The following is a 13,622-nucleotide window of genomic DNA, read 5'->3' as shown; positions in this document are numbered from 1 at the left end:
CCCTGTGCCCATGCAGCAGGTACTAGCCCGGAACGCGGCGGATCTTGGCGCCCAGCATCTGCAGTTTCTCTTCGATGCACTCGTAACCACGGTCTATGTGGTAGATGCGGTCGATCAGGGTGTCGCCGTCGGCGATCAGCGCCGAGATCACCAGGCTGGCCGAGGCACGCAGGTCGGTGGCCATCACTGGCGCGCCCTTGAGCTTCTCGGTACCGGTAACGATGGCGGTGTTGCCTTCGACCTGGATCTTGGCGCCCATGCGGTGCAGTTCGTACACGTGCATGAAGCGGTTTTCGAAGATTGTCTCGATCACGGCGCCCGTGCCTTCGGCAATGGCGTTGAGGGAGATGAACTGCGCCTGCATGTCGGTCGGGAACGCCGGGTACGGAGCGGTGCGCACGTTGACGGCTTTAGGCCGCTTGCCGTGCATGTTCAGCTCGATCCAGTCTTCGCCGCAGGTGATTTCGGCACCGGCTTCGCGGAGTTTTTCCAGCACGGCTTCGAGGATGGTCGGATCGGTGTCCTTGACCTTCACACGCCCGCCGGTCACGGCCGCGGCCACCAGGTAGGTGCCGGTTTCGATACGGTCCGGCATCACCTTGTAGGTGGTGGTGTGCAGACGCTCGACGCCATCGATGGTGATGGTGTCGGTGCCAGCACCGGAAACCTTGGCACCCATGGCGTTCAGGAAGTTCGCCAGGTCGACCACTTCCGGCTCGCGCGCGGCGTTAGCCAGAACGCTGCGACCCTTGGCCAAAGCGGCCGCCATCATGATGTTTTCGGTACCGGTCACACTGACGGTGTCGAAGAAGAAGTGCGCGCCACGCAGGCCGCCTTCAGGGGCCTTGGCCTTGATGTAGCCGCCTTCGACGTCGATGATCGCGCCCATGGCTTCCAGGCCACGGATGTGCAGGTCAACCGGACGCGAGCCGATGGCGCAACCGCCAGGCAGCGCGACTTCGGCTTCACCGAAGCGGGCAACCATCGGGCCCAGCACCAGGATCGACGCACGCATGGTTTTAACCAGTTCGTACGGAGCGATCAGGGTCTTGATGGTGCGCGGGTCGATTTCAACGGCCAGCTTCTCGTCGATCACCGGCTCGATGCCCATGCGACCGAACAACTCGATCATGGTGGTGATGTCGTGCAGGTGCGGCAGGTTGGCCACGGTCACGGGACCGTCGCACAGCAGGGTGGCAGCGAGAATCGGCAGTGCCGAGTTCTTTGCCCCGGAGATACGGATTTCGCCATCGAGACGAGCACCGCCAGTAATAATCAATTTATCCATAAGAATCTCGACGCCCTTGGGCTCAGGTGCGCTCGGCCCAGGCCGCGCTGCTGAAAAATTTCATAGTGACCGCATGGATGCTGCCATCGGTGATCCACGGGTTCAAATGGGCATAGATCTGCTGCTGACGCTTCACCGGGCTCAACGCCGCCAGTTCATCGCTAATCACGTTCAGCTGGAAATTGCAGCCTTCGCCCTCGACTTCTACATTCGTTCCGGGCAGCTTTCCTTCAAGAAAGCTCTTAACTTCGTTGGCCTGCATGCTCAACCTCAATCGGCGCCCTGTGCGCGCGGGTCGGACATCATACAAAAAAGCCCCGCGCCTGCGAACCCCGGGAAGCAGGACTCTGACGGGGGGCTTCCTTATAGATGCGGGTTAGGGATGCGCCAACAGCTCGGTCAGCTCACTGACCTGGGCTATTTCGCGCATATCTTCTGGCATCCCGCGGATGCTCAGCGCCTTGCCGGCCGCCTGGGCATCACGCATGAAACACAACAGCAACGACAGACCGACGCTGCTGGACTTCTCCACCGCTGAACAATCGACCACCACGGCCGCGGCCTTGCTGGAGTTAATCAGCGACTGCCCCTGCCGGCGCAGCTCCGGACCGGTTCGATAATCCAGCACACCGCTGAGCCGCAGCTCGCCGGCCTCGTCCATGCGGACCGCCGACTCACTCATTGGGTCTGTTTCTCGGTGGATTCCTTGGCCTTGGCGACTTCCCCTGCCCAACCATTGATGGTTTTGTCCAGGTCGTTGCCATTGCGCTGCATCGCATCAGCGAACTGATCACGGAACAGCTTGCCAATGTTGATGCCGTTGATGATGACGTTACGCAGCTTCCACTCGCCGCCGACCTTCTCCAGTGTGTAGGACACAGGATAGATCGCGCCGTTGCTGCCCTTGACCGTCATGCCGACGCTGGTACGTTCGCCCGACTCGTCCTTGGCAGGATCAACGGTGATGCCCTGGTTGTTGTACTCCAGCAAGGCATTGCCATAGAACTGGAACAGACCCTTCTTGAAGTTTTCTTCAAAGGTCTTCATTTGCGCCGGAGTAGCCTTGCGCGAGTACTTGACCGTCATGATGCTCTTGGAAATGCCCTCGGCATCCACCACCGGGCCGACGATGCTGTTGAGCGCCGCATAGAAGTCCTGCGGGTCCTGCTTGTATTTCTCTTTGTTGGCGGCCAGGTCGGCCAGCAACCGGTTGGTGGTGTCCTGGACCAGTTCGTGCGCGGAAGGCGCCGCCACGGCGTTAGCCACCAACGGCAAGGCCGCGAGCAAAACCAACAGGCCACGTCGCAAGGTAGAGATCATTCAAAAGCTCCTCATTTGGCGTCTTTGCTAACGGTATTGAGCAGGAATTTACCGATCAGGTCCTCGAGCACCAGCGACGACTGGGTGTCATGGATGGTCCCGCCATCCTTGAGCAGGGCTTCTTCCCCACCCACGCTGATACCGATGTACTTCTCGCCCAACAGGCCAGCGGTCAGGATAGATGCAGTGGAGTCTGCCGGTAGATTATCTACACGCTTCTCCAGCTGCATGGTCACCCGACCAGTGAAACTGTCGCGGTCCAGATCGATTGCCGTGACCTTGCCGATGGTCACACCGGCCATGGTCACCTTGGCTCTGACAGTCAATCCGGCGATATTGTCGAAATACGCATAAAGTTTATAGGTTTCGGTGTTCGGGCTCGGGGACAGTCCACTGACCCGCAACGCCAACAACAGCAAAGCCAGGATGCCAGCCAGCAAGAAAAGGCCGACACCGATTTCCAGGGTGCGGTTTTGCATCAGAAATCTCCAAACATCAAGGCGGTCAGAATAAAGTCCAGGCCGAGCACAGCCAAAGAGGCATACACCACGGTCTTGGTAGTGGCACGACTGATCCCTTCTGAAGTGGGCTCACAGTCATAGCCTTGGAATACGGCGATCCAGGTCACGACAAAGGCAAAAACCATGCTTTTGATGATGCCGTTGAGCACATCGTCGGCAAACGTCACGCTGTTCTGCATGTTCGCCCAGTAGGAGCCGTCATAGACACCCAGCCAGTCGACGGCCACCCAGGAACCGCCCCAGATACCCACCACGCTGAAAATCATCGCCAGCACCGGCAAGGAAATGAAGCCGGCCCACAGGCGCGGGGCAATGATGTACTTGAGCGGGTCCACCCCGATCATTTCCAGGCTGGAGAGCTGTTCGGTGGACTTCATGTTGCCGATTTCCGCCGTCAGCGCCGAACCGGCACGCCCGGCGAACAGCAATGCGGTGACCACCGGCCCCAGTTCACGCAGCAGCGTCAGCGCCACCATCTGCCCCACCGCCTGCTCCGAACCGTAGCTGGACAGGATGTTGAAGCCCTGGAGCGCCAGCACCATGCCGATGAATATCCCGGAGACCACGATGATCACCAGGGACATTACCCCCACCGAATGCAGTTGCTTGACCAGCAGGCCAAACCCGCCACCGATACCGCCGCGCCCCAGCAGTGCATGAAACAGGAAAATCGAGGAGCGCCCGAACACCGCCAGCACATCGATGCCCGCGTGGCCGAACCGGCGCACCCTTTCCAACAGTGAAATCTTGCGCATCAACGCTTCCCCAGAAGATCTGCGCGGTAATCCGTCGCTGGAAAGTGATAGGCGACCGGACCGTCGGGCTCGCCTGTCATGAATTGACGGATACGCGGCTCGTCCGAGTTCATCAGTTCGTCGGGCGTGCCCTGCCCCAATACCTGGCCATCGCCCACCACATAGATGTAGTCGGCAATGCTGGCGGTTTCGGCCAGGTCATGGGACACCACGATACTGGTAATGCCCAGCGCATCGTTGAGCAAGCGGATCAGACGCACCAGCACGCCCATGGCAATGGGGTCCTGGCCGACAAAAGGCTCGTCATACATGAGAATCTGTGGATCGAGCGCAATCGCCCGCGCCAGTGCGACGCGACGTTTCATGCCGCCGGACAGCTCGTCGGGCATCAGGTCGATGGCGCCACGCAACCCCACGGCCTGCAATTTGAGCAGGACGATGTCGCGGATCATTTCTTCGGGCAGCCCGGTATGAACGCGCAACGGGAAGGCGACGTTCTCGAAGACATCGAGGTCGGTAAACAGTGCGCCACTCTGAAACAGCACACCCATGTGCTTGCGTGCATCGAACAGATCACTGCGCGACAACGTCGGCAGGTTCTGGCCATTGACCCAGACTTCGCCACTGGCAGGCCGCAACTGCGCGCCCATCAGGCGCAACAGCGTGGTCTTGCCACATCCGGAAGGCCCCATGATGCCGGTGACCTTGCCGCGCGGGATGCGGATATCAATGTTATTGAAAATGCTGCGCGTACCGCGCTTGAAGGTCAGTCCCTTCAGCTCGACCGCGTAGGCGTTATCGGCGCTCATCTAAACTCCTTGCGATGCAGCCTCACACTCGGACGCCTGGCTTCCTGACAAAAGCACACTACCTCCTGGGCGGGCCGAACTGGCGGCGAACTATATCACTGCAAGCGGCACGCGCCCAAGGCCAATGCCGGGCCATGTTCAGCAACATGACAGCCAGGAAGGCTCAATCCAGAGGGGATTAGGTAACAATGAATGACAATGGGCAACGAACTTGCGTGAGGGTTTGAACCATACCGGCTATAATCGCCGCCTTTTCATCAGGCTAAACATTTTCGAAATGAGCCAATCCAGCGACCTGATCAAGTCAGCACAACGCACCATCCGCCTCGAAGTGGAAGCCGTAAAAGGCTTGCTGCCCCGTATCGACGCGGATTTCGTGCGCGCCTGCGAAATGATTCTGGCCAGCAAAGGCCGTGTCGTCGTGGTCGGCATGGGCAAATCGGGGCATATCGGCAACAAGATCGCCGCGACCCTGGCCAGTACTGGCACCACGGCCTTTTTCGTGCACCCCGCCGAGGCCAGCCATGGCGACATGGGCATGATCACCCGCGACGACATCATCCTGGCGCTGTCGAATTCCGGCTCAACCAATGAAATCGTCACCTTGTTGCCGCTGATCAAGCGCCTGGGCATCCAGTTGATCAGCATGACCGGCAAGCCCCACTCACCGCTGGCCAAGGCCGCCGAGGTCAACTTGAATGTGCATGTCGAGCATGAAGCCTGCCCGCTGAACCTCGCGCCCACCTCGTCGACGACCGCCGCGCTGGTCATGGGCGATGCCCTGGCCGTCGCGTTGCTGGAAGCACGCGGCTTTACCGCCGAGGACTTCGCCTTCTCCCACCCGGGCGGTGCATTGGGCCGACGCCTGCTGCTGAAAGTTGAAAACGTCATGCACGCCGGGCAGGAGCTGCCGCAAGTACAACGCGGCACCCTGCTCAAGGATGCGCTGATGGAAATGACCCGCAAAGGCCTGGGCATGACCGTGGTGCTCGAGGCCGATGGCAAGCTGGCCGGGATCTTCACCGACGGCGACTTGCGACGCACGCTGGACCGCAGTATCGACATCCACAGCGCCACCATCGATCAGGTCATGACAGCCCACGGCAAGACGGCCCGTGCCGAAATGCTCGCCGCCGAGGCCCTGAAAATAATGGAAGATCACAAAATCAACGCGCTGGTCGTGGTCGACAGCGAAGATCGCCCGGTCGGCGCCTTGAACATGCACGACTTGCTGCGTGCGGGAGTAATGTAATGAGCGCTGACCTGCTGCAACGCGGCAAACAGATCAAGCTGGCGGTGTTCGATGTCGACGGCGTCCTGACCGACGGGCGCCTGTACTTCCTCGAAGACGGCAGCGAATTCAAGACCTTCAACACGCTCGACGGCCAGGGCATCAAGATGCTGATGGCGGCCGGCGTGCAAACCGCGATCATCAGCGGGCGCAAAACCCCGGTGGTCGAGCGACGGGCGAAGAACCTCGGCATCCCCCACCTGTATCAGGGCCGCGAGGACAAACTGGTGGTGCTCGACGAGCTTCTTGGCCAACTCGGCCTAAGCTATGAGCAGGTCGCCTACCTCGGAGACGATTTGCCGGACCTGCCAGTGATCCGCCGCGTCGGCATGGGCATGGCCGTGGCCAATGCCGCCAGCTTCGTGCGCGAGCACGCTCACGGCATCACCCAGGCCCGAGGTGGCGAAGGTGCCGCCCGTGAATTCTGCGAATTGATCCTGCGCGCCCAAGGCCGTCTCGATGAGGCTAACGCCGCGTACCTGTGAGCCAGATAATGCTAAGTAAAAAGTTTCGCAACATACTGGTGTTCGGTAGCATCACGGCGATTTTCGCTGCGGTCGGCTACTGGAACATCAGCCCGGAACGCTTCCTCGACAAGCCGGTCGTGCAAGTCGATGAGAGTGCGATCGACTATTACGCCACCAACGCCCACAGCGTACAGTTCCTGCCGGACGGCAGGCTGCAGTACGAGATGACGTCGGACAAGGTCGAGCACCTCAAGGCCACCGAGGTGACGCTGCTGACAAACCCCGACCTGAACATGTTCCGCGGCACCGAGTTTCCGTGGCACGTGCAGAGCGAAAAAGGCGAGGTCAATCCCGACGGCACTGAGGTCGAGTTGATCGATTCAGTACGCATTACACGTTTTGACGAGAAAAATCGCAGGACGCTGATCACCACCACTCGCATGACCGTGTTCCCGCAGCAGCAATATGCGCAGACCGAGCGAGACGTTAGAATCGACGGCGCTGGCGGTGTATCGACTGGCAAGGGAATGAAGGCGTATTTGAAAGAAAGCAGGATACACCTGCTATCGAACGTAAGAGGACAGTATGAGGCTCGTTAAAACCCTCCCTATTTTGCTCAGTCTGGGCGCTGCACTGGGAAGCGTGAGCGCCTGGGCTCTGCCGGACGATCAACAGCAGCCTATTCGCATTCAGGCCGACGATGCCCAGCTGGACGACAAGCAAGGCATCGCCACGTACACCGGCGACGTCATCATCACCCAGGGCTCGATGAAGGTCACCGGCAACAAGGTGACCATGACCCGCGCGCCGAACGGCGACATCGACGTGGTGACCTCGGTGGGCAACCTGGCTTACTTCGAGCAAATGCAGACGGCTGGCGACGCCAAGCCGGTGCAGGGCTGGGGCGTGACCATCCAGTACCTCGCTCCGCAAAACCGCGTCGTGCTGATCGACAAGGCCAAAGTCATCGACAAGGACAACAACGTCACCCAAGGCGAGAAAATCGTCTATGACACCGAGAAGAAACTGGCCAGCGCCGGTCGCGCCACAGGCAGCAAGGTGACCGAGTCGCGTCCGCGCATCGACATGGTGATCCAGCCGAAAAAGAAAACCGACGAGCAAAAGGCCCCGTAATGGCAACTCTGAAAGCCCAGCACCTGGCCAAGAGCTACAAGAGCCGCCAGGTCGTGCGTGACGTCAGCCTGTCCATCGACAGCGGCCAGATCGTCGGCCTGCTCGGCCCCAACGGCGCCGGCAAGACCACCTGCTTCTACATGATCGTCGGCCTGGTACAGGCCGATCAGGGCCGCGTGCTGATTGATGACCTCGACGTCAGCCACCAGCCGATGCACGGTCGCGCCAAGGCGGGCATCGGCTATCTGCCACAGGAAGCGTCGATCTTCCGCAAACTGTCGGTGGCCGACAACATCATGGCCATCCTCGAGACCCGCAAGGAACTCGACAAGGCCGGTCGCCGCAAGGAACTGGAAAGCCTGCTGCAGGAATTCCACATCAGCCACATCCGCGACAACCTCGGCATGAGCCTGTCCGGCGGCGAGCGCCGCCGCGTGGAAATCGCCCGGGCACTGGCCACCAACCCGAAATTCATCCTGCTCGACGAACCGTTCGCCGGCGTCGACCCGATTTCGGTGGGCGACATCAAGCAGATCATCCATCACCTCAAGGCCAAGGGCATCGGCGTACTGATCACCGACCACAACGTCCGTGAAACCCTGGATATCTGCGAAACCGCCTATATCGTCAACGATGGCCAACTGATCGCCGAAGGTGACGCTGAAACCATCCTGGCCAATGACCTGGTCAAGGAAGTGTACCTGGGGCACGAATTCCGTCTGTAAGCGTCGAGGTGTCCGGCGGGTCGACCGAGCGCTCGGCGCAATAAAAAATCAACCTTTTTTTATTGTTACAGCGCTCTAGGCAAACGCCGCGGTTTCGGGCATATAATTTGCTTATGTTTGGCGCTCCGGCGCCCTGTAGTGGATGGCGCATGTGCGCCGGCGAATAAGGTGTTAAGCCCCTGCCATGAAACCATCGCTAGTCTTGAGAATGGGCCAGCAGCTGACGATGACACCGCAGCTGCAACAGGCCATCCGCCTGCTCCAATTGTCGACCCTGGACCTGCAACAGGAAATCCAGGAGGCCCTGGAGTCCAACCCGATGCTCGAGCGCCAGGAAGAAGGCGACGACTTCGACAATTCCGACCCGCTGGCCGACAACGCCGAACACAAGCCCAGTACCGACATCCAGGAACCCTCTTACCAGGAAACCGCCCCGACGGTCGATAACCTCGAGGAAGGCGACTGGAACGAGCGAATTCCTAACGAACTGCCGGTCGACACCGCCTGGGAAGACGTGTACCAGACCAGTGCCAGCAGCCTGCCGAGCAACGATGACGACGAGTGGGATTTCACCACCCGCACATCGGCGGGCGAGAGCCTGCAAAGCCACCTGCTGTGGCAATTGAACCTGGCACCGATGTCCGACACCGATCGCCTGATCGCCGTGACCCTGATCGACTGCATCAACAACCAGGGTTATCTGGACGAGACGCTGGAGGAGATCCTCGAAGCCTTCGATCCGGAACTGGACATCGAACTGGACGAAATCGAAGCCGTCCTGCACCGCATCCAGCAATTCGAACCCGCCGGCATCGCTGCCCGCAACCTGGGCGAATGCCTGCTGCTGCAATTGCGCCAGCTACCCGCCAAGACGCCTTGGCTGGCCGAGGCCAAGCGCCTGGTCACCGACTACATCGACTTGCTCGGCAGCCGCGACTACAGCCAGCTGATGCGCCGCATGAAGCTCAAGGAAGACGAACTGCGCCAGGTGATCGAACTCGTGCAGAGCCTCAACCCGCGCCCTGGCTCGCAAATCGAGTCGACCGAAGCCGAATACGTGGTACCCGACGTGATCGTGCGCAAGGACAACGAGCGCTGGTTGGTGGAGTTGAACCAGGAGTCGGTGCCGCGCCTGCGGGTCAACGCCCAGTACGCAGGCTTCGTGCGCCGTGCCGACACCAGCGCCGACAACACCTTCATGCGCAATCAGCTGCAGGAAGCCCGCTGGTTCATCAAGAGCCTGCAGAGCCGCAACGAAACCCTGATGAAAGTGGCCACGCAGATTGTCGAGCATCAGCGCGGCTTCCTGGAGTACGGCGACGAGGCCATGAAACCGCTGGTGCTGCATGACATCGCCGAAGCGGTCGGCATGCACGAGTCGACGATTTCGCGGGTGACCACGCAGAAATTCATGCATACCCCTCGGGGCATCTATGAACTGAAATACTTTTTCTCCAGTCACGTCAGCACCTCCGAGGGCGGAGAATGCTCGTCCACGGCGATTCGCGCGATCATCAAAAAACTGGTGGCGGCGGAAAATCAGAAAAAGCCGTTGAGTGACAGCAAGATCGCTGGTTTACTGGAGGCACAAGGCATTCAGGTGGCTCGCCGCACCGTCGCCAAGTACCGCGAATCCCTCGGGATCGCGCCTTCGAGCGAACGCAAGCGGTTGATGTAGGGCCACGCCACAGCGTTCCAGTGGCAGATCATCTGGATCTGCCGCTTTATGCACTGGCAACGAAGGAGAAGCTGTATGCAAGTCAACATCAGTGGACACCAACTGGAAGTGACCGAACCTCTTCGCACCTACATCGGCGAAAAACTCGAACGATTGGAGCGACATTTCGACAAGATCACCAACGTGCAAGTCACGATGTGCGTCGAAAAGCTGAAGCAAAAAATCGAAGCCACGCTGCATATTCCCGGCAATGAGGTCGTCGCAAACGCGGAACATACTGATATGTACGCAGCTATCGACTTACTGACCGACAAGCTGGATAAACAACTCAAAAAGCATAAGGAAAAGACCCAGAGCCTCCTCCAGGGCGCTACGGGTCGTTAACACTCCCAACCCATGATCCGACTTGAAAGCATCCTGACCCCCGGCCGTTCCCTGGTGAACGTGCCGGGCGGCAGTAAAAAGAAAGCCCTCGAGCAAATTGCCAACCTGATCGCCCGGGAAGTGCCGGATCTGGAGATGCAAGATGTCTTCGAGGCTTTGATTGCCCGTGAAAAACTCGGTTCGACCGGTTTTGGCAACGGCATCGCCATTCCCCACTGTCGCCTGAAGGGCTGCACATCGCCCATCAGCGCCTTGATGCACCTCGACGCCCCTATCGATTTCGACGCCATCGATGGCGCCCCGGTTGACCTGTTGTTCGTGCTACTGGTCCCGGAAGCCGCTACCGATGCGCACCTGGAGCTTTTGCGCCAGATCGCCAGCATGCTCGACCGCAAGGAAGTGCGCGAAAAACTGCGCAGTGCCGCGAGCAATGAAGCCTTGTATCAGGTTGTCCTGGACGAGCAAAACGGTCACTAATCATGCGCTTGATCATCGTCAGCGGTCGTTCCGGCTCAGGTAAAAGTACCGCCCTCGACGTCCTCGAGGACAACGGCTACTACTGCATCGACAACCTGCCTGCCGGTTTGCTGCCCGAACTGGCCGAGCGCGCGCTGATTCACACCGAGCTGGCGCAACCGCTGGTTGCCGTATCCATCGATGCGCGCAACCTGCCAAGTCACCTGTCGCGTTTCCCCGAGCTGCTGGCCGAAGTGCGCAGCCGCCACATCCAGTGCGATGTCCTGTACCTGGATGCCGACGAGGAAACCCTGCTGAAGCGTTTCTCGGAAACCCGCCGCCGTCACCCGCTGAGCAATGCCAACCGCTCACTGGCCGAGGCGATCAACGACGAGACCACCCTGCTCGGGCCGATTGCCGACCTGGCCGACCTCAAGCTCAACACCACCAGCCTGAACCTGTATCAACTGCGCGATACCATCAAGCTGCGCCTGCTGAACCAGCCGGAACCCGGTACGGCATTCCTCGTCGAGTCGTTCGGGTTCAAGCGTGGCATGCCGGTCGACGCCGATCTGGTATTCGATGTGCGCTGCCTGCCCAATCCTTACTGGAAGCCGGAACTGCGCGAGCAGTCCGGGCTCGACCAACCGGTGGCCGATTACCTGGCGGCGCAACCCGATGTCGAGGAGATGTTCCAGGACATTTCTACGTACCTGCTCAAATGGCTGCCACGTTTTGCCGCCAGCAACCGCGCCTATGTCACTATTGCCATTGGCTGCACCGGCGGCCATCACCGCTCCGTCTACCTGACTGAACGTCTTGGCCAGGTCCTGCAGCAATCCCTGAAGAACGTCCAGGTTCGCCACCGCGACCTCAGCTAAAGGATTCACACCGCGATGCCTGCTCTGGAAATCGAAATCATCAACAAGCTGGGCCTGCATGCCCGCGCTTCGGCAAAATTCGTTGGAATCGCCGGTCAATTCAAGGATTGCACGATCAGGGTAGGACGCACGCCAGAGACCACCGTCGACGGTAAAAGCATCATGGCGATGATGATGCTGGCCGCCGGCAAGGGCACCAGGATTTACCTGAGCACGGAAGGCGAGCAGGAACAGGAAGCGCTGGATGCGCTGGTGAAGTTGATCAACAACTACTTCGACGAAGGCGAATAAAGGTCAAGATCAAAAGATCGCAGCCTGCGGCAGCTCCTACATGGGATCGTGTTTACCTGTAGGAGCTGCCGCAGGCTGCGATCTTTTTAGGCCAACGCCGTATCCATCACCATCATCAGGCAAAACCCGATCAGCAGCCCAAGGCTTGCCAATTTGTCGTGACCATTGCGGCGCGACTCGGGAATCACTTCGTGGGTGACCACCAACAGCATCGCCCCCGCTGCCAGCGCCAACCCCAAAGGCAACAACAGTTCGGCCAGGCTCACCAGCCATGCGCACAACAGCGCGAACACTGGCTCCACCAACCCTGACGCCGCACCGATCAGGAAGGCCTTGAAACGCGACATCCCTGCCCCGGCCAGGACCAATGCGATCACCAACCCCTCCGGCACATCCTGCAAGGCGATGCCCATCGCCAGGCTGTCGGCGTCAGGCATGCCGCCACCGGCCGACACGCCGACCGCCATGCCTTCGGGGATGTTATGGGCAATGATGGCAAACACGAACAGCCAGATCCGTGGCGCAATGACCGGATGCTCCACGGTGCCGACGAGCATTTGCGGTGAAGCACCCGAGACCTGGCAATCCACCAGGAACAGACCGAAGGCGCCGAGCAGGATGCCAAGACACATCAGGCCGCTGGCGGCCCACGGACTCATGCCCAGGTTTTCTGCCGCGGCAATGCCCGGCATGATCAGCGAAAACGCTGTCGCCGCGAGCATGACGCCAGCACCAAAGCCCAGCAGCGAATCGCTGAGTGCCTGGGGCATGCGCCGGATCACCAGCACCGGCACAGCCCCGAGCGCCGTGCCCAGGGCGCAGATCGCACCGCCCTGCAACGCCCGCGACAGCCGCGGTTCAAGGTCCAGCCAGGCCAGCCCATGTGCAACCAGCAAGCTCATGCCCGCCAGCAGTAACAGCGATCCGAATGCGTAACGAAACATTCGTCCACTTCCGATCGCCAGCGTTTCAGTGCCCATAATCAGCCTTGGGTTGTTTTTATAAAGGACTCAGGCCAGTGCCGCTTGATAGCGCGCCGCAACTTCCGGCCAATTGATCACGTTGTAGAACGCGCTGATGTATTCCGGACGGCGGTTCTGATACCGCAGGTAATAGGCGTGTTCCCACACATCCAGGCCGAGGATCGGCGTATTGCCGTTCATCAACGGGCTGTCCTGGTTGCCGCTGCTTTCCACGACCAGGGTCTTTTGTGGGGTTACGCTCAGCCACGCCCAGCCACTGCCGAAACGAGTCAACGCCGCCTTGGTGAAAGCGTCCTTGAAACTGTCGAGGCCACCCAGCTGCTCATCGATCGCCTTGGCCAGCGCGCCTTCAGGCTTGCCGCCGCCGTGCGGCGCCATGACTTCCCAGAACAATGAATGGTTGGCGTGGCCGCCGCCCTGGTTGATCACCGCCGCACGGAGCTTCTCCGGCAGTTGCTGCACGGCGGCCACCAGCTTTTCCACTGGCCACTCGGCGAACTCGGTGCCCTCGACCGCAGCGTTGAGGTTGTTGATATAGGTCTGGTGGTGTTTGGTGTAGTGGATCTCCATGGTCTGCGCATCGATGTGCGGTTCCAGGGCGTCGTAGGCATACGGCAAGGCAGGCAGGGTAAAAGCCAT

The 13,622-nt window shown here is 60.0% G+C and carries 19 protein-coding genes; 10 read left to right on the top strand and 9 right to left on the bottom strand.

What is annotated here, in order from left to right; translation table 11 throughout:
* Positions 1-22: 22 nt before the first annotated feature.
* The 7 genes from murA to DKB71_RS04740 form a co-directional block, all read right to left on the bottom strand.
* Positions 23-1,288 (bottom strand): UDP-N-acetylglucosamine 1-carboxyvinyltransferase, encoded by a 1,266-nt coding sequence (murA, locus tag DKB71_RS04770; protein WP_046820542.1) that lies wholly within the window; start codon positions 1,286-1,288, stop codon positions 23-25.
* Positions 1,289-1,310: 22 nt separating this feature from the next.
* Positions 1,311-1,550, bottom strand: a complete 240-nt coding sequence (locus DKB71_RS04765; RefSeq protein ID WP_274074003.1) for a BolA family protein — start codon at positions 1,548-1,550, stop codon at positions 1,311-1,313.
* Positions 1,551-1,664: 114 nt separating this feature from the next.
* Entirely contained in the window at positions 1,665-1,970 is a 306-nt protein-coding gene (locus DKB71_RS04760; protein WP_274074004.1) for a lipid asymmetry maintenance protein MlaB, read from the bottom strand.
* Positions 1,967-2,608: a phospholipid-binding protein MlaC gene (locus tag DKB71_RS04755; protein WP_274074005.1), complete on the bottom strand. Its 642-nt coding sequence runs from the start codon at positions 2,606-2,608 to the stop codon at positions 1,967-1,969. The genes DKB71_RS04760 and DKB71_RS04755 overlap by 4 nt, the downstream gene beginning before the upstream one ends.
* 11 nt (positions 2,609-2,619) lie before the next feature.
* On the bottom strand, positions 2,620-3,087 hold the full coding sequence (gene mlaD, locus DKB71_RS04750) for an outer membrane lipid asymmetry maintenance protein MlaD (RefSeq protein ID WP_034147091.1): 468 nt from the start codon (positions 3,085-3,087) through the stop codon (positions 2,620-2,622).
* Positions 3,087-3,884: a lipid asymmetry maintenance ABC transporter permease subunit MlaE gene (gene mlaE, locus DKB71_RS04745; protein ID WP_274074006.1), complete on the bottom strand. Its 798-nt coding sequence runs from the start codon at positions 3,882-3,884 to the stop codon at positions 3,087-3,089. The genes mlaD and mlaE overlap by 1 nt, the downstream gene beginning before the upstream one ends.
* Positions 3,884-4,693, bottom strand: a complete 810-nt coding sequence (locus tag DKB71_RS04740; RefSeq protein ID WP_323605555.1) for an ATP-binding cassette domain-containing protein — start codon at positions 4,691-4,693, stop codon at positions 3,884-3,886. The genes mlaE and DKB71_RS04740 overlap by 1 nt, the downstream gene beginning before the upstream one ends.
* A gap of 277 nt (positions 4,694-4,970) precedes the next feature.
* Between DKB71_RS04740 and DKB71_RS04735 the strand changes: the two genes are divergently transcribed.
* The 10 genes from DKB71_RS04735 to DKB71_RS04690 all read left to right on the top strand — a co-directional run bounded on the left by DKB71_RS04735 (position 4,971) and on the right by DKB71_RS04690 (position 12,000).
* Complete coding sequence (locus DKB71_RS04735; protein ID WP_408599738.1) at positions 4,971-5,945, top strand: KpsF/GutQ family sugar-phosphate isomerase; 975 nt, start codon at positions 4,971-4,973, stop codon at positions 5,943-5,945.
* Complete coding sequence (locus tag DKB71_RS04730; protein WP_408599737.1) at positions 5,945-6,469, top strand: KdsC family phosphatase; 525 nt, start codon at positions 5,945-5,947, stop codon at positions 6,467-6,469. Before DKB71_RS04735 ends, DKB71_RS04730 begins: the two co-directional genes overlap by 1 nt.
* 8 nt (positions 6,470-6,477) lie before the next feature.
* On the top strand, positions 6,478-7,050 hold the full coding sequence (gene lptC, locus DKB71_RS04725) for an LPS export ABC transporter periplasmic protein LptC (RefSeq protein WP_274074010.1): 573 nt from the start codon (positions 6,478-6,480) through the stop codon (positions 7,048-7,050).
* A complete protein-coding gene (lptA, locus tag DKB71_RS04720) occupies positions 7,037-7,585 on the top strand; it encodes a lipopolysaccharide transport periplasmic protein LptA (RefSeq protein WP_408599736.1) in 549 nt (182 codons plus the stop codon). The genes lptC and lptA overlap by 14 nt, the downstream gene beginning before the upstream one ends.
* The gene (gene lptB, locus DKB71_RS04715) at positions 7,585-8,310 is read left to right on the top strand and encodes an LPS export ABC transporter ATP-binding protein (protein WP_008054366.1); all 726 of its coding nucleotides are present in this window, start codon (positions 7,585-7,587) and stop codon (positions 8,308-8,310) included. The genes lptA and lptB overlap by 1 nt, the downstream gene beginning before the upstream one ends.
* Before the next feature lie 184 nt (positions 8,311-8,494).
* On the top strand, positions 8,495-9,988 hold the full coding sequence (locus tag DKB71_RS04710; protein WP_274074012.1) for an RNA polymerase factor sigma-54: 1,494 nt from the start codon (positions 8,495-8,497) through the stop codon (positions 9,986-9,988).
* A gap of 75 nt (positions 9,989-10,063) precedes the next feature.
* Positions 10,064-10,372, top strand: coding sequence for a ribosome hibernation-promoting factor, HPF/YfiA family (hpf, locus tag DKB71_RS04705; protein ID WP_274074013.1), 309 nt, complete (start codon positions 10,064-10,066; stop codon positions 10,370-10,372).
* A gap of 12 nt (positions 10,373-10,384) precedes the next feature.
* Complete coding sequence (gene ptsN, locus DKB71_RS04700) at positions 10,385-10,849, top strand: PTS IIA-like nitrogen regulatory protein PtsN (protein WP_274074014.1); 465 nt, start codon at positions 10,385-10,387, stop codon at positions 10,847-10,849.
* 2 nt (positions 10,850-10,851) lie between these two features.
* On the top strand, positions 10,852-11,709 hold the full coding sequence (gene rapZ / locus DKB71_RS04695; protein ID WP_083348227.1) for an RNase adapter RapZ: 858 nt from the start codon (positions 10,852-10,854) through the stop codon (positions 11,707-11,709).
* A 15-nt stretch (positions 11,710-11,724) separates the two neighbouring features.
* Positions 11,725-12,000: an HPr family phosphocarrier protein gene (locus tag DKB71_RS04690; protein ID WP_046820553.1), complete on the top strand. Its 276-nt coding sequence runs from the start codon at positions 11,725-11,727 to the stop codon at positions 11,998-12,000.
* 86 nt (positions 12,001-12,086) lie between these two features.
* Here DKB71_RS04690 and DKB71_RS04685 read toward each other — a convergent pair whose 3' ends face one another.
* Positions 12,087-12,980, bottom strand: a complete 894-nt coding sequence (locus tag DKB71_RS04685; protein WP_274074015.1) for a ZIP family metal transporter — start codon at positions 12,978-12,980, stop codon at positions 12,087-12,089.
* A 30-nt stretch (positions 12,981-13,010) separates the two neighbouring features.
* On the bottom strand, positions 13,011-13,622 hold the full coding sequence (locus tag DKB71_RS04680; protein WP_046820555.1) for a superoxide dismutase: 612 nt from the start codon (positions 13,620-13,622) through the stop codon (positions 13,011-13,013).

Origin of the sequence: Pseudomonas sp. PLMAX (genome assembly GCF_046042685.1) — a bacterium.
Classification (GTDB): domain Bacteria; phylum Pseudomonadota; class Gammaproteobacteria; order Pseudomonadales; family Pseudomonadaceae; genus Aquipseudomonas; species Aquipseudomonas putida_AE.
The sequence above is the reverse complement of the archived record's forward strand: the minus strand, read 5'-3'. Positions and strand labels throughout refer to the sequence as shown.